Annotated in this window: 26 protein-coding genes and 1 other annotated feature; all 26 genes read left to right on the top strand. The window is 46.4% G+C overall.

Features of this window, described 5'->3' with window-relative positions:
• Nucleotides 1-21: 21 nt before the first annotated feature.
• The 26 genes from cysS (at nt 22) to rpsS (ending at nt 24,741) form a co-directional block, all read left to right on the top strand.
• Nucleotides 22-1,422: a cysteine--tRNA ligase gene (cysS, locus tag ABGV42_RS27125; RefSeq protein WP_347384516.1), complete on the top strand. Its 1,401-nt coding sequence runs from the start codon at nt 22-24 to the stop codon at nt 1,420-1,422.
• Nucleotides 1,419-1,943: a Mini-ribonuclease 3 gene (locus ABGV42_RS27120; RefSeq protein WP_347384515.1), complete on the top strand. Its 525-nt coding sequence runs from the start codon at nt 1,419-1,421 to the stop codon at nt 1,941-1,943. Before cysS ends, ABGV42_RS27120 begins: the two co-directional genes overlap by 4 nt.
• 78 nt (nt 1,944-2,021) lie before the next feature.
• Nucleotides 2,022-2,768 carry a 23S rRNA (guanosine(2251)-2'-O)-methyltransferase RlmB gene (gene rlmB, locus ABGV42_RS27115; protein ID WP_347384514.1) on the top strand — a complete coding sequence of 249 codons (747 nt, stop codon included), beginning with the start codon at nt 2,022-2,024 and terminating at the stop codon, nt 2,766-2,768.
• A gap of 5 nt (nt 2,769-2,773) precedes the next feature.
• Entirely contained in the window at nt 2,774-3,295 is a 522-nt protein-coding gene (locus ABGV42_RS27110; RefSeq protein ID WP_347384513.1) for an NYN domain-containing protein, read from the top strand.
• A 171-nt stretch (nt 3,296-3,466) separates the two neighbouring features.
• On the top strand, nt 3,467-4,111 hold the full coding sequence (sigH, locus tag ABGV42_RS27105; protein ID WP_024633601.1) for an RNA polymerase sporulation sigma factor SigH: 645 nt from the start codon (nt 3,467-3,469) through the stop codon (nt 4,109-4,111).
• A gap of 305 nt (nt 4,112-4,416) precedes the next feature.
• A complete protein-coding gene (rpmG, locus tag ABGV42_RS27100; RefSeq protein WP_072735843.1) occupies nt 4,417-4,566 on the top strand; it encodes a 50S ribosomal protein L33 in 150 nt (49 codons plus the stop codon).
• A gap of 21 nt (nt 4,567-4,587) precedes the next feature.
• Entirely contained in the window at nt 4,588-4,779 is a 192-nt protein-coding gene (gene secE / locus ABGV42_RS27095; RefSeq protein WP_024633600.1) for a preprotein translocase subunit SecE, read from the top strand.
• A gap of 22 nt (nt 4,780-4,801) precedes the next feature.
• On the top strand, nt 4,802-5,335 hold the full coding sequence (nusG, locus tag ABGV42_RS27090) for a transcription termination/antitermination protein NusG (protein WP_056697652.1): 534 nt from the start codon (nt 4,802-4,804) through the stop codon (nt 5,333-5,335).
• A 68-nt stretch (nt 5,336-5,403) separates the two neighbouring features.
• Nucleotides 5,404-5,829, top strand: coding sequence for a 50S ribosomal protein L11 (gene rplK / locus ABGV42_RS27085; protein ID WP_175394104.1), 426 nt, complete (start codon nt 5,404-5,406; stop codon nt 5,827-5,829).
• 95 nt (nt 5,830-5,924) lie between these two features.
• Nucleotides 5,925-6,617 (top strand): 50S ribosomal protein L1, encoded by a 693-nt coding sequence (gene rplA / locus ABGV42_RS27080; protein ID WP_347384512.1) that lies wholly within the window; start codon nt 5,925-5,927, stop codon nt 6,615-6,617.
• A 67-nt stretch (nt 6,618-6,684) separates the two neighbouring features.
• Nucleotides 6,685-6,831, top strand: a sequence feature (ribosomal protein L10 leader region).
• Nucleotides 6,832-6,855: 24 nt separating this feature from the next.
• Nucleotides 6,856-7,359: a 50S ribosomal protein L10 gene (gene rplJ / locus ABGV42_RS27075; RefSeq protein WP_347384511.1), complete on the top strand. Its 504-nt coding sequence runs from the start codon at nt 6,856-6,858 to the stop codon at nt 7,357-7,359.
• A gap of 72 nt (nt 7,360-7,431) precedes the next feature.
• Nucleotides 7,432-7,794: a 50S ribosomal protein L7/L12 gene (gene rplL / locus ABGV42_RS27070; RefSeq protein ID WP_095293426.1), complete on the top strand. Its 363-nt coding sequence runs from the start codon at nt 7,432-7,434 to the stop codon at nt 7,792-7,794.
• A 96-nt stretch (nt 7,795-7,890) separates the two neighbouring features.
• Complete coding sequence (locus tag ABGV42_RS27065) at nt 7,891-8,508, top strand: class I SAM-dependent methyltransferase (protein WP_347384510.1); 618 nt, start codon at nt 7,891-7,893, stop codon at nt 8,506-8,508.
• A gap of 393 nt (nt 8,509-8,901) precedes the next feature.
• A complete protein-coding gene (gene rpoB, locus ABGV42_RS27060; protein ID WP_239305646.1) occupies nt 8,902-12,447 on the top strand; it encodes a DNA-directed RNA polymerase subunit beta in 3,546 nt (1,181 codons plus the stop codon).
• A gap of 112 nt (nt 12,448-12,559) precedes the next feature.
• Nucleotides 12,560-16,174, top strand: a complete 3,615-nt coding sequence (rpoC, locus tag ABGV42_RS27055; RefSeq protein ID WP_347384509.1) for a DNA-directed RNA polymerase subunit beta' — start codon at nt 12,560-12,562, stop codon at nt 16,172-16,174.
• 204 nt (nt 16,175-16,378) lie between these two features.
• On the top strand, nt 16,379-16,627 hold the full coding sequence (locus tag ABGV42_RS27050) for a ribosomal L7Ae/L30e/S12e/Gadd45 family protein (RefSeq protein ID WP_076292165.1): 249 nt from the start codon (nt 16,379-16,381) through the stop codon (nt 16,625-16,627).
• A gap of 152 nt (nt 16,628-16,779) precedes the next feature.
• Nucleotides 16,780-17,202: a 30S ribosomal protein S12 gene (gene rpsL, locus ABGV42_RS27045; RefSeq protein ID WP_017692070.1), complete on the top strand. Its 423-nt coding sequence runs from the start codon at nt 16,780-16,782 to the stop codon at nt 17,200-17,202.
• An 88-nt stretch (nt 17,203-17,290) separates the two neighbouring features.
• Nucleotides 17,291-17,761 (top strand): 30S ribosomal protein S7, encoded by a 471-nt coding sequence (gene rpsG / locus ABGV42_RS27040; RefSeq protein ID WP_056697679.1) that lies wholly within the window; start codon nt 17,291-17,293, stop codon nt 17,759-17,761.
• A 47-nt stretch (nt 17,762-17,808) separates the two neighbouring features.
• Complete coding sequence (gene fusA / locus ABGV42_RS27035; protein WP_347384508.1) at nt 17,809-19,887, top strand: elongation factor G; 2,079 nt, start codon at nt 17,809-17,811, stop codon at nt 19,885-19,887.
• Nucleotides 19,888-19,986: 99 nt separating this feature from the next.
• Complete coding sequence (tuf, locus tag ABGV42_RS27030; protein WP_347384507.1) at nt 19,987-21,177, top strand: elongation factor Tu; 1,191 nt, start codon at nt 19,987-19,989, stop codon at nt 21,175-21,177.
• Between the two features lie 437 nt (nt 21,178-21,614).
• On the top strand, nt 21,615-21,923 hold the full coding sequence (gene rpsJ, locus ABGV42_RS27025) for a 30S ribosomal protein S10 (protein WP_017692074.1): 309 nt from the start codon (nt 21,615-21,617) through the stop codon (nt 21,921-21,923).
• Nucleotides 21,924-21,966: 43 nt separating this feature from the next.
• The gene (rplC, locus tag ABGV42_RS27020) at nt 21,967-22,590 is read left to right on the top strand and encodes a 50S ribosomal protein L3 (RefSeq protein ID WP_095362280.1); all 624 of its coding nucleotides are present in this window, start codon (nt 21,967-21,969) and stop codon (nt 22,588-22,590) included.
• Nucleotides 22,591-22,615: 25 nt separating this feature from the next.
• On the top strand, nt 22,616-23,239 hold the full coding sequence (rplD, locus tag ABGV42_RS27015; protein WP_095293419.1) for a 50S ribosomal protein L4: 624 nt from the start codon (nt 22,616-22,618) through the stop codon (nt 23,237-23,239).
• Nucleotides 23,239-23,529, top strand: a complete 291-nt coding sequence (gene rplW, locus ABGV42_RS27010; protein WP_024633586.1) for a 50S ribosomal protein L23 — start codon at nt 23,239-23,241, stop codon at nt 23,527-23,529. Before rplD ends, rplW begins: the two co-directional genes overlap by 1 nt.
• Nucleotides 23,530-23,560: 31 nt before the next feature.
• A complete protein-coding gene (gene rplB, locus ABGV42_RS27005) occupies nt 23,561-24,391 on the top strand; it encodes a 50S ribosomal protein L2 (protein ID WP_095293418.1) in 831 nt (276 codons plus the stop codon).
• Nucleotides 24,392-24,462: 71 nt separating this feature from the next.
• The gene (rpsS, locus tag ABGV42_RS27000) at nt 24,463-24,741 is read left to right on the top strand and encodes a 30S ribosomal protein S19 (RefSeq protein ID WP_095293417.1); all 279 of its coding nucleotides are present in this window, start codon (nt 24,463-24,465) and stop codon (nt 24,739-24,741) included.
• Nucleotides 24,742-24,752: the final 11 nt, after the last annotated feature.

The raw sequence follows: 24,752 nt of genomic DNA, 5'->3' as shown, positions 1-24,752 counted from the left end.
ATGAATGAAAGGAAAGTGACCATGACGCTTCAAATTTATAATACGATGAGTCGTACCAAAGAAAATTTCGTTCCCCAAGAACCGGGGAAGGTAAAAATGTATGTGTGCGGACCGACAGTATATGATTACATTCATATCGGGAATGCACGTCCGGTTATTTTTTTCGACACGGTTCGCGGCTACTTGGAACAGACAGGACATGAAGTAAACTACGTTGTGAACTTCACGGACGTTGACGATAAATTGATTCGCAAAGCGGAACAGCTGGGTACTGACGTCCCTCATGTTGCCGAGAAGTTTATTGCCGCTTATTACGAGGATCTTGAGGGATTGGGGATTCCCAAAGCCAGCAGCAATCCGAGAGTTACCGAGAATATGCCGCTCATTATCGATTTTATCCGTGAGTTGGTTGAAAAGGGCTTTGCCTACGAAAATGGTGGCGACGTGTATTACCGCACAGGCAAATTCGAGGAGTACGGCAAGCTGTCGAAGCAGAACCTGCAGGAATTGCAGTTCGGTATCCGGATTGGTGTAGATGAGCGCAAAGAACATCCGGAAGATTTCGTGCTCTGGAAAGCGGCTAAACCGGGAGAAATCTATTGGTCCAGTCCTTGGGGCAATGGGCGTCCGGGCTGGCATATCGAATGCTCTGCCATGGCGCGTGAATACCTGGGAGATACGCTCGATATCCATGGAGGCGGACAGGATTTGCAGTTTCCCCACCATGAGTGCGAATGTGCACAATCCGAGGTGCTGACAGGCAAACCACTCGCCAACTACTGGATGCATAACGGATTTATCCGCATCGATAACGAAAAAATGTCGAAATCACTCGGTAACGGAGTGCTAGTAAAAGACCTTCGAACCCAATACAAACGTGAAGCCATTCGTTATTTCATGTTGTCGACACATTACCGCAATCCGCTTAACTTTACCGAAGATACCATGGAGCAGGCACAAAACAGTGTGGATCGGATCGCAAATGCAGTCGGCAATCTGAAGCATCGTTTGCAGGCGGTAACGGTAGACCGAGACATTACAGCAGAGTTTGCTGCCAGACTGGAGCAGATCCGTCAGCAGTATCATGAGAAAATGCAAGATGACTTCAATACGCCGGATGCAATTACCGCATTGTTTGAATGGGCAGCCGAAGCAAACCAGTTGCTGCAAAAGGAAGTCGTAAATGCTGCGGAAATACGTGCATTGCTTGAGCTGTTTGGTGAGTTGAATGCGGTACTTCGCATTTATACGGAAGCAGAACCAGAACTGCTGGATGAAGAAATTGAACGCCTGATCGAAGAGCGTACGGAAGCGCGCAAGTCCAAAAACTGGGCAAGAGCCGATGAAATTAGAGACGAATTGTCAGCGCAGGGCATACTGCTTGAAGATACGGCTCAAGGGATGAGATGGCGGCGCAAATGAACGAGGATCAATTGAAAAATTTGTCTGATTCTGTCGATCAGTCTGAGCAGGAGGAACGGTCGGCTGAAGAGCAGGCAGAGGTTGTGACACAGGGAGGGTGGTTTCCGTACCCGCCTTCCCGGCCTGCAAGATTGATTCCTCCGATTGCACTCGCCTATATCGGTGATGCAGTGTATGAGGTAGCTGTAAGGCAGTATCTGTTGTCCAAGGCCAATATGCGTCCGAATCACTTGCACCGCAGTGCAACAGGTCTTGTATCAGCCAAGGCGCAGAGTCGAATCCTTACAGGGATCGAGGAGCAATTGACGGAAGAAGAGCGAGACATAGTAAGACAGGGGCGGAATGCCAAGTCCGGCAGTATTCCCAAGAATGCGGATGTGCTGGAATACAGACATGCCACTGCTCTGGAGTGTCTTGTTGGTTACCTGTACAGTAGTGGTCGGCATGACCGTATGATCCATCTGATTACACAGGGAATCGAACATGCAGAACATCATTCGCCGTCACCAACCCAAAAATAAAAAAACAATTTAGTCGCTCCTGTGGTACAAGCCAACAAGGAGGTATATACAGGGCGTAATAGAGAGGACCGAATCAATATGGAAGAAGAATGGATTGCTGGCAAGCACTCCGTCACGGAGGCGCTGCGTTCAGGCCGGACCATCAACAAAATATGGATCGCGGATACAGCACAGAAACACTCGACTCAACCGATTATCGCGGAAGCCAAAAAACTCGGTATCGTGATTCAGCATGTGGACAAGCGCAAACTGGATCAAACCGTGCCAGGCATTCAGCATCAGGGGGTTGTCGCGCAGGCAGCTCCGTATGCTTATGCTGAGGTAGAGGATATTTTGGAAGCGGCAAAATCAAAGAATGAGCATCCGTTTTTAATTTTGCTGGATGAAATTGAAGATCCTCATAACCTGGGCTCCATCCTGCGGACAGCTGACTGTACGGGTGCCCACGGTGTCATTGTCCCTAAGCGGCGTTCAGCGTCAGTAACCGTAACGGTGTCAAAAACTTCAGCAGGTGCGGCTGAATATGTACCGGTTGCTCGTGTCAGCAACCTGGCTCAGACGATTGATCGTCTCAAAGAAGAGGGCGTGTGGGTTGTGGGTACAGATGTGACCGCAAGTGAGGCGGTATTTGGCAATGGCGTATTCACAGGGCCGGTAGCGTTGGTTATCGGGAACGAAAACAAGGGGATGGGCCGACTTATTCGTGAGAAGTGCGATGTACTGGTCAAATTGCCGATGCAGGGGCAGATTAACTCCCTGAATGCTTCCGTGGCGGCGGGTGTTGTCATGTACGAAGTGCTCCGTTCGCGCCAAGCACAGGGATAGATGGTATGGCTGATTCCCGGGATGTGCTTCTGGTAGACGGGTATAACATGATTGGCGACTGGCCAGAACTGACCAGATTGGCAGAGAGCGGGCTCGAGGAGGCGCGGAATCGTCTTCTCTTCCGCCTGGCCGACTATCAGGCATTCTCCGGTCGCAAGGTCATCGTTGTTTTTGATGCCTATCTCGTACCCGGACTTGGTAAAACATACACACAGAGCAAAGTACAGATTTATTTTACCAAGGAAAAAGAGACGGCTGACGAATGCATTGAGAGACTCGTACGGGAACTAAGCTCGCGGAGACGCCAAATCTATGTAGCTACAAGTGATATGGTAGAACAACATGTCATTTTTGGACAGGGAGCATTACGTGTATCTGCCAGGGAACTGCTGATCGAAGTAGAGCAGAATGAGAAAGAATTGAAGAAACGTCTGGAGGAGGATCAGGCCAAGTCCACACGCAATACACTCGGAGCCAAGCTTAGCCCGGATGTTTTGAAGCAATTCGAGCGCTGGCGTCGTGAATAGGAGAGCTATTTTACAAATATTTCAATCTTGAAAGTCTTGACAATTATGTTATTCATGTTCTTTTTTAGGGATAGCGTGGTTGACGGTGTGAGGTACCATCATATATACTGATCGTATATTTCATAGAGTAGAGTAACGGTGTACCTTGCGTTGCAGCCGGAGGGATTGTCTGTGAGTGTCGACCTCAAAGATATCATGTTATCTAAGTATGATTACCAAAGTGACGAAGACATTGTCGAAGCGGTCCGTGAAGGTGAGAGCGAAGCGCTGGAGTTTTTGATTAACAAATATCGCAACTTTGTACGCGCCAAGGCAAGATCTTATTTTCTGATTGGGGCAGACCGGGAAGATATCATTCAGGAAGGAATGATTGGTCTCTACAAATCCATTCGGGATTTCAAAGGAGACAAGCTGGCTTCGTTCAAAGCTTTTGCCGAGCTGTGTATCACCAGACAGATTATTACGGCAATCAAGACGGCAACACGTCAGAAACATATTCCGCTTAATTCCTATGTATCGTTGGACAAGCCCATTTATGATGAAGAATCCGATCGTACGTTACTCGATGTGATTTGTGGAACCCAGGTCAGTGATCCGGAAGAGCTTATCATTAATCAGGAAGAGTTTGTGGGCCTGGAAGATAAGATGTCGGAGATTCTAAGTGACTTGGAACGAAAAGTATTGATGTTGTATTTGGACGGGAGATCTTATCAAGAGATAGCAGTAGATTTGGACCGACATGTGAAGTCCATTGATAATGCACTGCAGCGCGTTAAGCGCAAACTTGAAAAGTACCTGGAAGTGCGAGATAATTGAACAATGTTGTCGTTGAAGGAAAAGGCTCGGAGTTTGAGTCTTTTTTTGCTGCTTTAAGTTTATAAGTCAAAAGATTGATAATACTAGTAATCGCTTGGTCCAAGCAGGAGAAGAGAAAAAATCAGAGACGCACGAACTGCACCCTTTTTGTACGGAACTTTTACCAGTGATGAAAGGCTATTCTTTCATTGACATGGTTATACCCTTATGATAAAGTGTTTTAGGTAGGCCTAAATTCGCGGCTTTTTTTTAGGATCAATTTAGAGACTCTCCTTTAAAGTGGAAGTCTTCGGGAGGTGTACATCATGCGGGTAATTATTACTTTGGCTTGTACAAACTGCAAACAAAGAAATTACACTACGACAAAAAACAAGCGTAATCACCCCGACCGCATGGAGATGAAGAAATTTTGCAAGTTTTGTAACGAGCAGACTTCTCATCGCGAAACCAGATAGTTTTTGGGAGGTGTAGTCGGCGTGAAACGTAGTTTCAAATCTCTGATTTCCTTTTTCTCAGAAAGCTGGGCTGAACTTAAAAAAGTTCGCTGGCCTAATCGTAAAGAGCTGACCAACTACACATTGATCGTTCTTGGTACTGTTGTGGTTATGACGCTGTTTTTTTGGGTCGTTGATATCGGCATCTCCGCTGTGATCGAAGCGATTATTTAAGAAGGGTCCCAGGTGGCTTGATATGGAAAAAAGATGGTACGTCGTTCATACCTACTCAGGGTATGAGAATAAGGTCAAAGCCAATTTGGAAAAACGCGTAGAGTCCATGGGCATGGAAGACAAGATATTCCGCGTTCTTGTTCCTATGGAAGAAGAAGTGGTAAACAAGGACGGTAAGAAAAAGACCGTTATGCGTAAAGTTTACCCCGGTTATGTCTTGGTGGAAATGATCCAAACGGATGACTCTTGGTATGTTGTTCGCAATACACCGGGTGTTACGGGATTTGTCGGTTCGACAGGTTCCGGGTCCAAACCAACCGCTCTGTTGCCTGAAGAAGTGGAACAAATTCTGAAGCATATGGGCATGGTTGAGCCGAAGCCGAAAATTGAATTCGACATTAAGGAATCCGTACGAATTAAAGTTGGTCCTTTTGCGAATTTTGTGGGCTCCGTGGAAGAAATCTTGGTAGACAAAAGCAAGTTGAAAGTGCATGTGAACATGTTTGGACGGGAAACGCCGCTTGAGTTGGAATATACACAAGTGGAGAAGATATAGTCTCTTCAAGTTTCTTGTGGGAGGACCGAAAGGTTCGTTAACCACTATTTTGCAAGGAGGTGTCAATCATGGCAAAAAAGGTAATCAAAATGGTAAAACTGCAAATTCCAGCAGGTAAAGCGAATCCAGCGCCTCCGGTAGGTCCAGCTTTGGGTCAAGCAGGTGTCAACATCATGGCATTCTGTAAAGAATTCAACGCTCGTACAGCCGATCAAGCGGGATTGATTATTCCTGTTGAAATCACAGTATTCGAGGACCGTTCCTTTACATTCATCACTAAAACTCCACCAGCAGCAGTTCTGTTGAAAGTGGCAGCTAAAGTGGAAAAAGGATCCGGCGAACCGAACAAGAAAAAAGTTGCTACCGTTAAACGTGATGCGGTACGTCAAATCGCAGAACAAAAAATGCCTGACCTGAATGCAGCGAGCGTTGAGTCCGCAATGCGTATGGTCGAAGGTACTGCCCGTAGCATGGGTATCACCATCGAAGACTAATTTTTCATCTGAAACATGGCTTCGTAAAGCCGGCCGATTCGCGGCCGGTTGATGTGGGAGGTATATCCGCTAAAACCACAAAGGAGGAATATAACATGGCTAAACACGGTAAAAAATACCTGGAAGCTGCTAAGCTGATCGACAGCGAAGCAACTTACGAGCCTTCAGAAGCTGTAGAGCTTGTGAAAAAGGCAGCCACTGCAAAATTCGATGAAACAATCGAAGCAGCAGTACGCTTGGGCGTTGACCCACGTAAGCAAGACCAGGCTGTACGTGGTGTAGTTGTCTTGCCACACGGCACAGGTAAAACACAACGCGTATTGGTATTTGCAAAAGGTGACAAAGCGAAAGAAGCGGAAGCGGCTGGCGCGGACTATGTTGGTGATGCAGACATGATCAACAAAATCCAACAAGGCTGGTTCGAATTCGACGTCTGCGTAGCGACACCGGATATGATGAGTGAAGTAGGTAAATTGGGCCGACTGCTCGGCGGTAAAGGTCTGATGCCTAACCCTAAAGCCGGAACGGTAACTTTCGATGTATCCAAGGCTGTTCAAGAAATTAAAGCCGGTAAAATCGAATATCGTCTGGATCGTGCAGGTCAAATTCATGCACCGATCGGTAAAGCATCTTTCTCTGCAGAGCAACTGAACGAGAACTTGAAAGCTCTCATGGACGCTCTGAACCGTGCTAAACCGGCGGCAGCAAAAGGTGTTTATCTGAAGAATGTTTCTCTTTCTTCCACGATGGGCCCTGGCGCACGCGTGAACGCAGCAGCTTTTAGATAATATCTGTTGACAGACTTGTTCTGTTTTGATATGATATAAGAGTTGTGAGTCCGAGTGACTGACCGTTGACATTTGAATATGCTTGCCGTAGACAGTAGGTGCCATCAGGCTTAATTTCCTACCGAGGTGTGATTATAGAACTTAGAACGATGCAAATCGATTATGAGTATATATCAAGCCTTCGTGATTCTACGGAGGCTTTTCTTAATGGGATAAATTTGATCAGGAGGTGTACAGTTTGGCAAACGCAAAAGTGATTCAAGCAAAACAAGAGTCCGTTGATGCAGTAACAGCAAAATTGCGCGAGAGCGCTACGACAGTTGTTGTTGACTATCGCGGTCTGAACGTTGCCCAAGTAACTGAGCTGCGTAAGCAGCTTCGTGAAGCCGGAATTGAATTCCAAGTGCTGAAAAACACATTGCTTCGCCGTGCGACTGCTGCAGCAGAACTGACAGAACTCGATAGCGTTCTTACAGGTCCTACTGCAATTGCATTCAGCGCCGAAGATGCTGTGGCTCCAGCCAAAATTCTGAACGACTTCGCTAAAAAGAACGACGCACTGGAATTGAAAGGTGCAGTTGTTGAAGGTCGTGTAATCGGAGTAGAAGAAGTTAAGGCATTGGCAGAACTGCCATCCCGCGAAGGTCTCCTCTCCATGCTCCTCAGCGTGCTTCAAGCGCCAGTGCGCAACTTCGCGCTTGCGGTTAAAGCTGTTGCGGACAAAGAAGAACAAGGCGCGTAAGCTACTTGATCTGATAGCTGCTTAGGCGGCGTTGAATTACAAAAAAATAAAATTATATATGGAGGTTCAATCATGAGTAAAGAGCAAATCTTGGAAGCAATCAAAGGCATGACTGTACTGGAACTGAACGATCTTGTTAAAGCAATCGAAGAAGAATTCGGCGTAACTGCTGCAGCTCCAGTAGCTGTTGCAGGTGGCGGTGCTGCTGCTGCTGAAGCTGAGCAATCCGAGTTCGACGTAATCTTGGCAAGCGCTGGCGCTTCCAAAATCAACGTTATCAAAGCAGTTCGTGAAATCACAGGTCTTGGCCTGAAAGAAGCTAAAGAAGTAGTTGACAATGCTCCAAAAGCATTGAAAGAAAAAGTTAGCAAAGAAGAAGCTGAGTCCATCAAAGCTAAATTGGAAGAAGCAGGCGCTACAATCGAAGTTAAATAATTTGGCTTATATAAGCTAAATGAACAAAACAACAAACCCCTTGACTTATATCAAGGGGTTTGTTGCTGTAATTGTATATGGAAAGTGAGTGAGGACATGTCCAATCATTATTATTCGGACAAACCGCAGGTCGCACATGACAGACGGGCAACTGAAGCGGAGCTTCGTGGATGGAAATTGCGATTCGTTACCGATGCAGGTGTATTTTCCAAAAACGGAATCGATTACGGCAGCAGAGTGCTGATTGATGCAATAGAGTTAACTGCTGGAGCTCATGTTCTGGATGTGGGTTGCGGGTACGGACCGATTGGTCTTACGGCAGCCAAGCTTGTACCCGAAGGACATGTCACCATGATCGATATCAACGAGAGAGCGGTTGAGCTTTCCAGAGAAAATGCAAAAGCAAATGGTATTACGAATGTAACGGTAATGCAAAGTAATCTACTTTCTGAAGTGAACAAGAGCGACTTTGACGCAGTACTAACCAACCCGCCGATTCGAGCAGGGAAGGAAACCGTTCATACTATTTTTGAGCAGGCACATCGGCATTTGAAGGTAGGCGGTTCGTTGTGGATAGTCATTCAGAAAAAGCAGGGAGCTCCTTCGGCAAAAGCGAAGCTGGAATCCTTGTTTGGCAGAGTGGAAGAAGTGACGAAAGATAAAGGCTACCGGATTTTCAAAGCGGTGAAAACGGAGGATTCGTCCGAAGGCTGATTTCCGATTTGTAAAGTAAGCAGGGGAGTATTTTTTTTGCAATAGGACTATTGACTTGAAATTCAGGTCGTGGTATTATTGTAAAATGTCAGTATTAAGATGCCCTACTTGGCTTTAGCTAACTAAAAATGTCAACCTTTTTTTACGCCGAACGGGCTTATTATGCCTACGTTTGGCGTATAATATGTACATTTTGGGCAAACTGGGGATAAGTATGATTTTGGAAGACATCCGCCGATCAAAGTTGCTCTTTTTTCGAACGACATTCGAGTAAGGGCTTTTCTTTATTTGTGGATGCATTGCATTGCTCTGTATGTGTACCATTATAAGGTTACAAACAGAGGTTCGCAACGAAATTTTTAAAGTGAGTAGACATTGAGGGGTGAGTTTAAGTTGGCAGGACATCTTGTTCAATATGGTCGACGCACTCGGCGCAGTTATGCACGAATTAACGAGATACTCGAAGTTCCGAACCTGATTGAGATCCAACAAAAATCTTACGATTGGTTTTTGGAGGAAGGGTTGCGCGAAATGTTCCAGGATATCTCGCCGATCCAGGATTTTACAGGCAACTTGATTTTGGAATTTATCGATTACAGTCTCGGTGAACCGAAGTATACAGTAGACGACGCGAAAGAGCGTGACGTTACTTATGCAGCACCGCTTCGGGTCAAAGTCCGGCTCATTAATAAGGAAACCGGAGAAGTCAAAGAGCAGGAAGTATTCATGGGAGATTTCCCGCTGATGACCGAAACCGGCACATTTATTATTAATGGTGCGGAACGGGTTATTGTCAGCCAGTTGGTTCGCTCTCCTAGCGTTTACTTCAGTACCAAAGTAGATAAGAACGCCAAAAAAACGTATACCGCTACAGTTATTCCTAACCGCGGCGCTTGGCTCGAACTGGAGATGGACGCGAAGGATGTTGTATACGTCCGGATCGACCGTACGCGTAAAATACCAGTTACGGTTCTCCTGCGTGCTCTTGGTTTTGGCACAGACGCTGAGATTCTGGATCTGCTGGGTAATGACGAATATATTCGCAACACGCTGGACAAAGACAATACGGATTCCACGGAGAAAGCGCTGATTGAGATTTATGAGCGTCTTCGTCCGGGTGAGCCACCAACGCTGGATAATGCGAAAAGCTTGCTCGTAGCGCGTTTCTTTGATCCAAAACGCTATGACCTGGCTAACGTAGGTCGTTACAAAATCAACAAAAAGCTTCACATCAAAAACCGTTTGTTCAATCAACGTCTGGCTGAGTCTCTCGTTGATACTGAAACTGGTGAAATTATCGCCGAAGCAGGTCAAATGGTTGACCGTCGTTTGCTCGACGAAATCATGCCACATCTGGAGAAGAGTGTTGGCTTCCGTACGTATCACGTGGCTAACGGAGTTCTGGATGCGAATGATATTCCAATGCAAACGATCGATGTGTTCTCGCCGATTGAAGATGGTAAAGTCGTTAAGCTGATTGCCAATGCAAACATTGATAAATCAGTGAAAAACGTAACACCGGCTGATATCATTTCTTCAATCAGTTATTTCATTAACCTTCTGCACGGCATCGGAAGCACAGATGATATCGATCACCTGGGTAACCGTCGTCTGCGTTCGGTTGGTGAACTCTTGCAAAACCAATTCCGTATCGGTTTGTCCCGTATGGAACGTGTTGTTCGTGAGAGAATGTCCATTCAGGATGCTAACGTGATCACGCCACAGGCGCTGATTAACATACGTCCGGTTATCGCGTCCATTAAAGAGTTCTTCGGTAGCTCCCAGTTGTCACAGTTTATGGATCAAACGAACCCACTGGGTGAGTTGACGCATAAACGTCGTCTGTCCGCACTCGGACCGGGCGGTTTGACACGTGAGCGTGCAGGCATGGAAGTTCGTGACGTCCATCCATCCCACTATGGCCGGATGTGTCCGATCGAGACTCCAGAGGGACCAAATATTGGATTGATCAACTCCTTGTCTACATTTGCCCGTGTGAACGAATATGGTTTCATTGAAGCTCCGTATCGCTGGGTAGATCCGAAGACTGGTGTCGTAACCGAGCAAATCGATTACCTGACAGCAGACGAAGAGGACAACTACGTTGTCGCTCAAGCGAACGCGAAATTGAATGAAGATGGAACATTTGCAGAAGAAGCGATCATTGTACGTTACAACAAGCAATCAGATAACATCCTTACGATGCCGAGTGAGCGCGTTGACTACATGGACGTATCTCCTAAGCAAGTTGTATCCGTCGCTACGGCGCTCATTCCGTTCCTTGAGAACGATGACTCCAACCGCGCACTGATGGGATCGAACATGCAGCGGCAGGCGGTTCCACTCTTGATTCCTAAAGCTCCACTCGTAGGAACAGGTATGGAACACAAAGCTGCAAAAGATTCCGGTGTATGTATTGTCTCCAAATATGACGGGATTATTGAGCGTTCTTCTGCGAATGAAATCTGGCTCCGTCGTGTGGAAGAGGTAGATGGCCAGGAAGTTAAAGGCGATATCGTTAAATATAAATTACACAAATTTATGCGTTCGAACCAAGGAACATGCATTAACCAACGTCCGATTGTCAAACGTGGAGCTGTTGTCAAAGCTGGCGACATCCTCGCTGATGGTCCTTCGACGGAAATGGGCGAATTGGCTCTGGGACGCAACGTTGTTGTTGCCTTCATGACTTGGGAAGGTTACAACTACGAGGATGCGATTCTGCTTAGTGAAAAACTCGTGAAGGAAGATGTCTACACATCCATCCACATCGAGGAGTATGAGTCAGAAGCGCGTGATACCAAGCTCGGACCTGAAGAGATCACACGTGACATCCCTAACGTAGGGGAAGAAGCGCTGCGTAACCTCGATGAGCGTGGTATTATCCGAATTGGTGCCGAAATCGCTGCTGGCGATATCCTGGTTGGTAAAGTAACGCCTAAAGGTGTAACTGAACTGACTGCGGAAGAACGTCTCCTGCATGCAATCTTCGGTGAGAAAGCACGCGAAGTTCGTGATACGTCCTTGCGTGTACCTCACGGTACTGACGGAATCGTCGTGGACGTGAAAGTATTTACCCGTGAAAACGGTGATGAACTGCCTCCAGGTGTTAACCAGCTCGTTCGTGTCTATATCGCTCAAAAACGGAAAATCTCCGAGGGTGATAAAATGGCCGGACGTCACGGTAACAAAGGGGTCGTGGCTCGTATCCTGCCGGAAGAAGATATGCCTTTCCTGCCGGACGGAACACCGGTTCAAATCGTTCTTAACCCGTTGGGCGTACCTTCCCGGATGAACATCGGTCAAGTGCTCGAAGTTCACTTGGGTATGGCTGCGATGCAGCTCGGTATTCACGTAGCTACCCCTGTATTCGACGGAGCGAAAGAGTATGACGTCTTCGATACGATGGAAGAAGCAGGTATGCAGCGTAATGGTAAAACCGTTCTGTACGATGGTCGTACGGGTGAAGAATTTGAACGTGAAGTAACTGTCGGCGTCATGCATATGATCAAGCTGGCGCACATGGTTGATGATAAAATCCATGCCCGTTCCACAGGTCCTTACTCACTCGTTACGCAACAGCCGCTGGGTGGTAAAGCCCAATTCGGTGGACAGCGTTTCGGAGAGATGGAAGTTTGGGCGCTTGAAGCATACGGCGCTGCTTATACTCTGCAAGAAATCTTGACTGTTAAATCCGATGATGTTGTTGGTCGGGTGAAAACATATGAGTCCATTGTCAAAGGTGAGAATGTTCCGGAACCGGGTGTTCCTGAGTCATTCAAAGTATTGATCAAAGAGCTGCAAAGCTTGGGTATGGACGTTAAGATTTTGAGCGAAGATGAACAAGAGATTGAAATGAAAGAAATGGACGATGAAGATGACGCTGCGAGCGATAAGCTCAGCCTCAACCTTGAGGGTTCAGAGGTCGGAGTGGAGTAACCGCTTCGGGCGCATGATGACCGGCGTTTTTCATCAGGCTCGCGTCTTGCTCCGGCTTCGGCCGGAGAAGGCGTAACCTAGAATACAGGAATTGGTTAAGGAGGGTTGCTCCTTGTTGGACGTCAACAATTTCGAATACATGAAGATCGGGCTTGCTTCCCCAGAAAAAATTCGTTCTTGGTCCCGCGGAGAAGTGAAAAAACCGGAAACGATCAACTATCGTACGTTGAAACCGGAAAAAGAAGGGCTGTTCTGCGAAAAGATTTTTGGCCCTACGAAAGACTGGGAATGTCACTGTGGTAAATACAAACGCGTTCGTTATAAAGGCGTTGTCTGTGACCGCTGTGGTGTTGAAGTAACACGTGCCAAAGTACGCCGTGAACGGATGGGCCATATTGAGCTCGCTGCTCCGGTATCGCATATCTGGTACTTCAAAGGTATTCCGAGCCGCATGGGTCTCGCTTTGGATATGTCCCCAAGATCACTTGAGGAGATTATCTATTTTGCATCTTATGTAGTAACTGATCCAGGAGAAACTCCACTGGAGAAAAAACAGCTGTTGTCCGAGAAAGAATACCGCAGCTACCGTGAGAAATACGGATATGGATTCCAAGCTGGCATGGGTGCAGAAGCGGTTAAAAAACTGCTTCAAGACCTTGATGTGGACAAAGAGCTTGAATTCCTGAAGGAAGAGCTCCGCACTGCACAAGGACAACGTCGTAACCGTGCAATCAAACGGTTGGAAGTTATCGAAGCTTTCCGTAACTCGGGTAACAAGCCTGAGTGGATGATCATGGATGTACTTCCTGTTATCCCGCCGGAACTTCGTCCAATGGTACAATTGGATGGTGGACGTTTTGCAACGTCTGACCTGAATGATCTGTACCGCCGTGTAATTAACCGGAACAACCGTCTGAAACGTTTGCTTGATCTTGGCGCACCAGACATTATCGTGCAAAACGAAAAACGGATGCTGCAGGAAGCTGTTGACGCATTGATCGACAACGGCCGTCGCGGACGCCCGGTAACGGGTCCTGGTAACCGTCCATTGAAATCCCTCAGCCACATGCTGAAAGGTAAACAAGGACGTTTCCGTCAAAACTTGCTCGGTAAACGTGTTGACTATTCCGGTCGTTCCGTTATCGTTGTCGGACCTTATCTGAAGATGTATCAGTGTGGTCTGCCAAAAGATATGGCACTTGAACTGTTCAAGCCTTTCGTTATGAAAGAACTTGTAAATAAAGGGCTTGCCCACAATATCAAGAGCGCAAAACGTAAAGTAGAGCGCGTAAGTCCTGAAGTATGGGATGTTCTTGAAGAAGTAATCAAGGAGCATCCGGTTCTGCTCAACCGTGCCCCTACGCTTCACCGTCTCGGTATTCAAGCATTTGAACCGATTCTGGTTGAAGGTAAAGCGATCCGTCTTCACCCGCTCGTATGTACGGCATACAATGCCGACTTTGACGGTGACCAAATGGCCGTGCACGTACCGTTGTCTGCTGAGGCACAAGCGGAAGCACGTATCCTGATGCTTGCATCGGGTAACATTTTGAACCCGAAAGACGGTAAACCAGTTGTTACTCCTTCCCAGGATATGGTCCTAGGTTCTTATTACCTGACCATGGACAACAAGGAAGAAAAGGGAACTGGCATGATTCTGCGTACCGTGAACGAAGCTGTATCTGCGTATCAACGTGGTACTGCCGGCTTGCACGCACGCGTAGCGATTCCGGTTAAAGCTCTGGGTAAAACAAGCTTTACTGAAAAACAACAAGATGCTATGTTGCTGACAACTGTCGGTAAAATCATCTTCAATGAAATCTTCCCAGCAAGTTTCCCTTACATCAATGATGCAACTCGTGCAAACCTCTATCAAGGTACTGCTGAGCATTTCTTTGTGTATGAGAAGGGAACTGACCTGAGAGAAGCGATCATGAACGCACCTCAAGCAGGTGGTGTTGGTAAGGAATATCTGGGTACAATCATCGCTCGTTGTTTTGAAATTTACCATACAACGGAAACAGCCGTTATTTTGGATAAAATCAAACAGCTTGGTTTCACATACTCCACTCGTGCCGGTATTACGGTTGCGGTTTCGGACGTTGTGGTACCAGATGAGAAAACGGAAATTCTTAGACAATCCGAAGAAAAAGCACAAATCGTTACGAATCAGTACCGTCGTGGTCTGATCACGAACGAAGAGCGCTATGACCGCATCATTGATATCTGGTCTAAATCGAAAGATGATATCACCGAGATTCTGATGAAGTCGATGGATCGTTACAACTCCATTATGATGATGGTTGACTCCAAAGCGCGGGGTAACAAATCGCAAATCACCCAATTGGGCGGTATGCGTGGTCTGATGGCCAACCCGTCTGGTCGTATCATCGAACTCCCAATCAAATCGAACTTCCGTGAAGGTCTGACGGTACTCGAGTACTTCATCTCGACTCACGGTGCCCGTAAAGGTTTGGCCGATACGGCCCTCCGTACAGCCGACTCAGGTTACCTGACTCGTCGTCTCGTAGACGTGGCACAAGACGTAATCGTGCGTGAAGATGATTGTGGTACAGATAAAGGGTTTACGGTTAGCCGTATCCAGGATGGTAAAGAGGTTATTGAAGATCTCTACGACCGTATCGAAGGAAGATATTGCTTCGAGACGGTTCGTCATCCGGAAACCAAAGAAGTTATTGCACACCGTAATGAACTGATTGACTCTGACAAAGCAGAGGCAATCATCAAAGCGGGTGTAACTAAATTGCAAATCCGCTCCGTACTCAGCTGCCGTGCTCGTCATGGTGTCTGCAAAAAATGTTACGGTCGCAACCTTGCGACAGGTAAACATGTGGAGATCGGTGAAGCAGTTGGTATCATCGCTGCGCAATCCATTGGTGAGCCAGGAACACAGCTTACAATGCGTACGTTCCACACCGGTGGTGTAGCCGGAGACGATATTACGCAAGGTTTGCCGCGTATCCAGGAGTTGTTTGAAGCTCGTAATCCTAAGGGTCAAGCAACGATCAGTGAGATTGACGGTATTGTCAAAGAGATTCGTGAAGCGAAAGATCGTCGCGAAATTGAAATCCAAGGTGAGGCAGAATCCAAAGTTTACTCCGTTACCTACGGTTCCCGTGTACGCGTAAGCGAAGGCATGGAAATCGAAGCAGGCGACGAGCTGACAGATGGTTCTATCGATCCAAAAGAAATGCTGCGCATCAAAGGCGTACGTGGCGTACAGAACTACATTTTGCAGGAAGTACAGCGCGTATACCGTAACCAGGGCGTAGAAATTAACGATAAACACGTTGAAGTTATGATCCGTCAAATGCTGCGTAAAATCCGCATTGTCGATGCAGGAGATACAACGCTGCTGCCAGGATCGTTCGTGGATACGCATGAGTACGAAAGAGCTAACAAAACAGCGATTCTTAGTGATAAAGAGCCAGCGGTTGCGAAACCAATCCTGCTCGGTATTACAAAAGCATCCCTGGAAACAGACTCCTTCCTCTCTGCGGCGTCGTTCCAAGAGACTACACGTGTATTGACAGATGCAGCGATCAAAGGTAAAGTCGATCAGTTGCTCGGTCTGAAGGAAAATGTAATCATCGGTAAACTGATCCCTGCCGGTACAGGTATGAACCGTTACCGCAGCATCAAGTTTGCTGAGCCGGAAGATGGTCAATCTTCAGTTGAAGAACTTGAGCCAGTTTCCGTTGATTAAATAGATTCCCTCTTTAATAGGGGGATAATAAAGTTTTGTACGTCGGGGGATGGACGTGTGTTTAATACAGACGGACGTTTCCTGATGTGCGAAAACTTTGAATAAATGTTTTAGGATTAGCATTGACAATGCTTGCGCTAGATGCTAATATATCAAAGGTGCGTGAGCAGCTGATTGTATATGTCCTATTCGGAGGAATGAACAATGTCTAATGAAAAAGGCCTGCAAGATGCTCATGTCAAAATAGGTACAAAACAGACCATGCGGATGGTCCAGTCAGGAATGGCTGCTGAGGTCTATGTGGCCGAGGATAGTGATCCGCAGCTCACTTCCAAAATCATTGCCTTGTGTGAACAACACAATGTGAAGTACACGAAAGTGGACACAATGAAAAATCTCGGCAAAGCTTGCGGGATTGGAGTGGGAGCAGCAATGGCTGCTGTCGCAAAATGATAGGGTAAGGAACGTTTTTGTCCGAGAACTTTTAGGGATTCTCCAAGGCAAAAACTTTTCATTTGTCTTTTTATGAACCGCCTGGGTCTGTGGACTTAGCGAAAAGAGGTTTATAAGAAACATGAACAATTGAGGAAGGGGGTGGCAATCACATGCCAACTATTAACCAACTGGTACGCAAAGGACGTCAAGCTAAAGTTGAAAAGTCCAAATCACCAGCATTGCAAAAAGGGTTCAACGCTTTGAAACGTGAATCTACTAACATCAGTGCCCCACAAAAACGTGGTGTCTGCACTCGTGTAGGTACAATGACTCCACGTAAACCGAACTCTGCACTTCGTAAGTATGCGCGTGTTCGTTTGACGAACCGTCTCGAGGTAACTGCTTATATCCCGGGTATCGGACATAACTTGCAAGAGCACAGTGTTGTTTTGATTCGCGGAGGTAAAGTTAAGGACCTTGCAGGGGTTCGTTACCACATCGTTCGTGGAGCACTCGATACTGCAGGCGTGAACAACCGTATGCAAGCTCGTTCTAAATACGGTGCTAAACGTCCAAAAGCTAAAAAAGCCTAACACATTATAAGAAGCAATCCTAAATATCCTTCTGGGTGTAAGCCCAGAGGACAAGGATAGGCTTAACAAGAAAGAAAGGGGGATATCCATGCCACGCAAAGGTCCAGTTACGAAAAGAGACGTGTTGCCAGATCCGGTATACAACAGCAAGTTGGTTACTCGTTTGATCAACCGCATCATGCTCGACGGAAAACGCGGTGTTGCTCAAAGCATTCTGTATAATGCGTTCAAGTTGATCCAAGAACGCACGGGTAATGACCCGATGGAAGTGTTTGAGACAGCAATCAAGAATATCATGCCAGTCCTGGAAGTTAAAGCTCGCCGTGTCGGCGGTGCCAACTACCAAGTACCAATCGAGGTAAAACCAGAGAGACGTACTGCTTTGGGTTTACGTTGGCTCGTGAACTACTCCCGCAACCGCGGTGAGAAAACAATGGAAGAGCGTTTGGCGGCTGAGATCATCGATGCTTCCAACAACACAGGCGCTTCTGTTAAGAAACGTGAAGATACGCACAAAATGGCTGAAGCGAACAAAGCGTTTGCTCACTACCGTTGGTAGGATTCAGTTCACAATAAAAACTTCAATTTTGAAGGGAGACCCATTTCATGGCAAGAGAGTTCTCCTTGAAAAATACACGTAATATCGGGATCATGGCTCATATTGATGCGGGTAAAACCACGACAACTGAGCGGATCTTGTTCTACACAGGCCGTACGCACAAAATCGGAGAAGTTCACGAAGGCGCTGCGACAATGGACTGGATGGAACAGGAACAGGAGCGCGGAATTACGATTACTTCCGCTGCGACTACCGCTGCTTGGAAAGGCCACCGCGTAAATATTATTGATACCCCGGGACACGTTGACTTCACTGTTGAAGTTGAACGTTCCCTTCGTGTATTGGACGGAGCAGTTGGTGTATTCAGTGCGAAAGAAGGCGTTGAGCCTCAGTCTGAAACTGTATGGAGACAGGCTGACAAGTACGGCGTACCTCGTATCGCTTACGTAAATAAAATGGATATCATCGGTGCTGACTTCCTGAACGTTGTATCTGACATGCGTGATCGCCTTCAAGCGAACGCAGTTGCGATCCAACTTCCAATCGGCGCTGAAAATGATTTCAAAGGTATCATTGATATCGTTGCTCAAAAGGCTCATATGTACAAAGATGACCTGGGGCAAGATATCGAAGAAACCGAAATTCCTGCGGAATTTGCAGATCAAGTTGAAGAACTCCGCAATGAATTGATTGAGCGGGTTGCAGAGCTCGACGAAGAACTGACGATGAAATACCTGGAAGGCGAAGAGATCACAGTTGATGAGATCAAAGCCGCTCTCCGTAAAGGTGTTGTTGAAGTTAAGATCTTCCCGGTTATCTGTGGATCTTCTTACCGTAACAAAGGTGTTCAACTGATGTTGGACGCTGTTATCGACTACTTGCCAGCTCCAATTGACGTTCCGGCGATCAAAGGTCTTCTTGAAGATGGATCTGAAGCTGTTCGTAAGTCTTCCGATGAAGAGCCATTCTCTGCATTGGCTTTCAAAATCATGACTGACCCTTACGTTGGTAAATTGACATTCTTCCGCGTTTACTCCGGTGTTCTTCAATCCGGTTCTTACGTATTGAATGCAACTAAAAACAAACGTGAGCGTATCGGTCGTATCCTTCAAATGCACGCGAACAGCCGTCAAGAGATCACTGAAGTTTACTCCGGTGACATTGCAGCTGCTGTAGGTTTGAAAGATACGGGTACAGGTGATACACTATGTGATGAGAAAAACCCGGTTATCTTGGAATCGATGAACTTCCCTGATCCGGTTATCGAAATCGCCGTTGAACCTAAAACCAAAGCTGACCAAGATAAAATGGGTGTGGCTCTCGGTAAGTTGACGGAAGAGGATCCTACTCTTCGCGCTCACACTGACGAAGAAACAGGCCAAACGATCTTGGCGGGTATGGGTGAGCTTCACCTTGATATCATTATCGACCGTATGCGTCGTGAGTTCAAGGTTGAAACTACTGTGGGTAAACCACAAGTAGCTTACCGCGAAACATTCCGTGCACCAGCGCGTGTTGAAGGTAAATTCGTTCGTCAATCCGGTGGTCGTGGTCAATACGGTCACGTATGGGTTGAGTTCGAACCACTCGAGCCAGGTACAGGCAGCCAGTTCGAAAGTAAGGTTGTCGGTGGATCTGTTCCGAGAGAATACATTCAACCTGCACTGTCAGGGATTGAAGAGCAAATGAAAAACGGCGTTATTGCAGGCTTCCCGCTTGTTGACGTTAAGGCTACAATCGTAGACGGATCTTATCATGATGTCGATTCCAACGAGATGGCATTTAAAATTGCCGGATCTATGGCGCTGAAAGCAGCGAAAGACAAATGTAGTCCAGTTCTGCTTGAGCCAATCATGAAAGTAGAAGTAACCGTTCCGGAAGAGTACATGGGTGACGTTATGGGTATGCTTAACTCCCGTCGTGGCCGCATCGAAGGTATGGATTCCCGTAGTGGAGCTCAAATCATTCGTGCTAAAGTACCTTTGTCCGAAATGTTCGGATACTCTACAACTCTTCGTTCCGGTACTCAAGGACGCGGCGTATTCTCCATGGAGCTTTCTCACTATGAAGAAGTTCCTAAGAGCATCGCTGAAGAGATCGTTGCCAAAACAAAAGGCACCGAGTAGTTTTCTCACACTGGACGCTAGTGCATAGGGATTTAATCTTCTTGAAGCTAGCGTCCAGTGAAAACATAAAATTTAACATTTTAAGGAGGCCACGTTCAAATGGCAAAGGCTAAATACGAACGTAATAAACCACACGTTAACATTGGTACTATCGGTCACGTCGACCATGGTAAAACAACTCTGACTGCTGCAATCACTACTGTATTGTCCAAAACTTACGGTGGCGCAGCAATCGCTTTCGATCAAATCGACAAAGCTCCAGAAGAGCGCGAACGCGGTATCACAATCTCCACAGCTCACGTTGAGTACGAAACTGACGCTCGTCACTACGCTCACGTTGACTGCCCAGGTCACGCCGACTATGTTAAAAACATGATCACTGGCGCGGCACAAATGGACGGAGCTATCTTGGTAGTATCCGCAGCTGACGGCCCAATGCCACAAACTCGTGAGCACATCTTGCTCTCCCGTCAAGTAGGCGTACCTTACATCGTTGTATTCTTGAACAAATGCGACATGGTTGAAGACGAAGAGTTGTTGGAATTGGTTGAAATGGAAGTTCGCGACTTGCTCAACGAATATGAGTTCCCAGGTGACGATACTCCAATCACTCGTGGTTCCGCTCGTGAAGCTCTGCAAAACCCTGAGGGTGAGTGGGCTCAAAAAATCGTTGAGATGTTCAAAGAAATCGATACTTACATCCCAACTCCAGAGCGCGACACTGACAAACCTTTCTTGATGCCAGTTGAGGACGTATTCTCCATCACTGGTCGTGGTACAGTTGCTACAGGTCGTGTAGAGCGTGGTACTGTTAAAGTCGGTGAAGAGATCGAAATCGTTGGTATCAACGAAGAGACTAAAAAATCCGTAGTTACGGGCGTTGAAATGTTCCGTAAATTGCTGGATTCCGCTCAAGCGGGTGACAATATCGGCGCATTGCTGCGTGGTGTTGACCGTGAAAGCATCGAGCGTGGACAAGTACTGGCTAAACCAGGTTCTGTTAAACCACACACAGAATTTACAGCTCAAGTATACGTTCTGACTAAAGAAGAGGGTGGACGTCACAAACCTTTCTTCACAGGATACCGTCCACAATTCTATTTCCGTACAACTGACGTAACAGGTATCATCAACCTGCCAGAAGGTACTGAAATGGTAATGCCAGGCGACAACATCACAGTAACTGTACAACTGATCAATCCAATTGCGATTGAAGAAGGTACACGCTTCGCGATCCGCGAAGGTGGACGTACAGTTGGTGCCGGTGCGGTAGCATCCATCCAAAAATAATTCAGCTTTCCGCTGAGTAAGCATATGCAACAGTGTACTGGAACGAGTAACATTGTACTGTAACGAAGCTTCGGAAGAGTTCTTTATCCGACATCGGATAAAGAACTCTTTTATTATGTATAAGAGATTCGGAACCTGCGTCATAATGCTGAGGAACATTCAGATGTATAAAAAAGATCGGTTAAGGCAGCTTGCATAACGATGAAACAACACATTGAACAACGTCATTTCTATATGAAAAGATTAGTTTAAATGTTTTTCTTAAATATGCTTGCAATACGCCCATTTTTTCTATATAATAATGAATGTTGTTCTGAGACGTTGCGATGATGTGAGAGGTTACTGGCACACCCGGCCCCTTTGCCATGGGAGGGATGTCGGAAAATTTTCACGGAGTATGTCCGATAATAAATTGGGCGATAGAAGGAGGGACTAAAATGGCAAAGCAAAAAATTCGTATTCGTTTGAAAGCTTACGACCACAGAATTCTTGATCAATCCGCGGAGAAAATTGTTGAAACAGCAAAACGTTCGGGTGCTGGTGTATCCGGTCCGATTCCGCTTCCAACTGAAAAACAAATCATTACTATTCTTCGTGCGGTACACAAGTACAAGGATTCTCGGGAGCAATTCGAGCAACGCACACATAAGCGTTTGATCGACATCGTTAACCCGACTCCACAAACTGTGGATGCCTTGATGCGCTTGGATCTGCCGTCCGGTGTAGATATCGAAATCAAACTGTAATATAAATCAACAAGACCATGTATAAAGGAAAAGAGGTGTCAACATGAAAGGTATCTTAGGAAAAAAACTTGGAATGACTCAAGTGTTTACCGCTGAAGGTAATGTAGTTCCAGTGACAGTTATCGAAGCAGGACCTTGTGTTGTTTTACAAAAGAAAGATCTTGAGAACGATGGCTACGAAGCAGTTCAAATCGGTTATTCCGATAAGAAAGAGAAAAATGCCAATAAGCCAGAAGCAGGACACGCTAAAAAAGCGAATACTGCCCCTAAGCGCTACGTTCGTGAACTTCGCGGCATCAACATCGCGGAATATGAAGTTGGCCAAGAGTTGAAAGCTGACATTTTCGCAGAAGGCGAATTCGTTGACGTAACGGGTATTTCTAAAGGTAAAGGTTTTGCCGGCGTAATCAAACGTTGGGGACAAAGCACTGGACCTATGTCTCACGGTTCTCGTTATCACCGTGGCCCGGGTTCGATGGGTTCGATCCAAGCTAACCGCGTTCCTAAAGGCAAACACTTGCCAGGACACATGGGACATGAGACTGTTACTATCCAACGTCTTGAAGTTGTTAAAGTAGACGCTGAGCGTAACGTGTTGCTCGTGAAGGGTTCCATTCCTGGACCGAAAAACAGTCTTGTAAAAGTTAAAGAAACGGTGAAAAAATAACCACTGAAGAAAGGAGGAACACAAAATGCCAAAAGTATCAGTTTACAATGTAGATGGTAGCCAAGTGGGCGAAGTTGAACTGAACGATGCAGTATTCGGAGTAGAGCCGAACACTTCCGTTCTGTACGATGCAGTGCTTATGCAACGCGCTTCCCTTCGTCAAGGTACCCACAAAGTAAAAGGACGTTCTGAAGTACGTGGCGGTGGACGTAAGCCTTGGAAACAAAAAGGTACAGGTCGCGCTCGTCAAGGTTCGATTCGTTCTCCACAATGGAAAGGCGGCGGTATCGTATTTGGTCCGACACCACGGAGCTATGCGTACAAACTGCCTAAGAAAGTTCGCCGTTTGGCGATCAAATCAGCTCTTTCATCCAAAGTGCTCGACAATGACATTATCGTTTTGGACGCTCTTTCGCTGAGCACGCCTAAAACAAAAGAATTTGCAGCCATCTTGAACAACTTGAAAGTTGGACGCAAAGCTTTGATCGTAGCTCCTAGCTATGATGATAATGTGGCTCTTTCCGCACGGAATATTCCTGGCGTGAAATTCGTAGCAGCTGACGGCATTAATGTTCTTGACGTGCTTGCGCACGACAAACTGATCATTACGAAAGAAGCAGTTCAGAAGGTAGAGGAGGTGCTCGCGTAATGAAGGATCCTCGTGATATTGTTAAACGTCCGATTATTACGGAACGTACTGCTGACATGATGAATGACTTGAAATATGTATTTGAAGTCGATATCCGTGCAAACAAAACCGAGATCAAAAAAGCCGTGGAAGCTATTTTCAATGTAAAAGTGAAAAACGTGAACACACTTCGTGTTCCAGCTAAGCCTAAACGGTACGGACGTTATTCCGGATATACTAGCGAATGGAAAAAAGCGTTTGTTACACTGACACAAGACAGCAAAACGCTTGAGTTCTTTGAAACTGTATAATTGAAATTGTTGAAGTAAGGAGGGAAACCCAGTGCCAATCAAAAAGTATAAACCGACATCCCCGGCAAGACGGAATATGTCCGTATCTACATTTGAGGAAATCACCACAGATCAGCCGGAGAAATCGTTGTTGGCCCCACTGAGCAAAAAAGCAGGCCGCAACAACCAAGGTAAAATTACAGTTCGTCACCACGGTGGTGGACACAAACGTAAATACCGTATCATTGACTTCAAACGTACTAAAGATGGAATACCGGGCCGCGTTGCTACGATCGAGTATGACCCGAACCGTACATCGAACATCGCCCTGATCCACTATGCTGATGGTGAGAAACGTTACATCATCGCTCCTAAAGGATTGAAAGTTGGAGATCAAATCTTCTCCGGTCCTGAATCCGACATCAAAATTGGTAACGCACTGCCACTTGAAAACATTCCAGTGGGTACCGTTATCCACAACATCGAGTTGAAACCAGGTAAAGGCGGACAATTGGTTCGTGCTGCTGGTACAGAAGCTCAATTGCTTGGTAAAGAAGAAAAATACGTTTCCGTTCGTCTCTCTTCCGGAGAAGTTCGTCGTATTCTGAAAGTTTGCCGCGCAACAATCGGTTCTGTTGGTAACCAAGACCACGAGCTCATCAAAATCGGTAAAGCCGGTCGTAGCCGTTGGTTGGGACAACGTCCTGAAGTTCGTGGTGTAGTAATGAACCCTAACGATCACCCTCACGGTGGTGGTGAAGGTCGTGCTCCAATCGGACGTAAATCGCCAATGTCACCATGGGGTAAACCTACTCTTGGTTACAAAACGCGTAAGAAAAATAAAGCTTCTGATAAATACATCATTCGCCGCCGCACGAAGTAATACACATTGTGCATAACTTCGTGAGGCATCTGCGGATGCATAAAAGCTATGTTTGAAGGGAGGATCTCCACATGGGTCGCAGTTTGAAAAAAGGGCCATTCATTGATGGCTACATGCTGAAAAAGGTAGAAGAGATGGACGCTTCCGGTAAAAAGAACGTTATCAAAACCTGGTCCCGTCGCTCTACAATTTTCCCACAATTCATCGGACACACATTCGGCGTATATGACGGACGTAAACACGTGCCAGTATACGTGACTGAGGACATGGTCGGACACAAATTGGGTGAGTTCGCTCCAACCCGTACGTACAAAGGCCATACTGATGATGACAAGAAAACAAGAAGATAAATGAACATCTT

This window comes from Paenibacillus pabuli (assembly GCF_039831995.1).
Taxonomy (GTDB): Bacteria; Bacillota; Bacilli; order Paenibacillales; family Paenibacillaceae; genus Paenibacillus; species Paenibacillus pabuli_C.
Note: the sequence above shows the minus strand (reverse complement) of the source record. Positions and strands in the feature narration are given on the sequence as shown.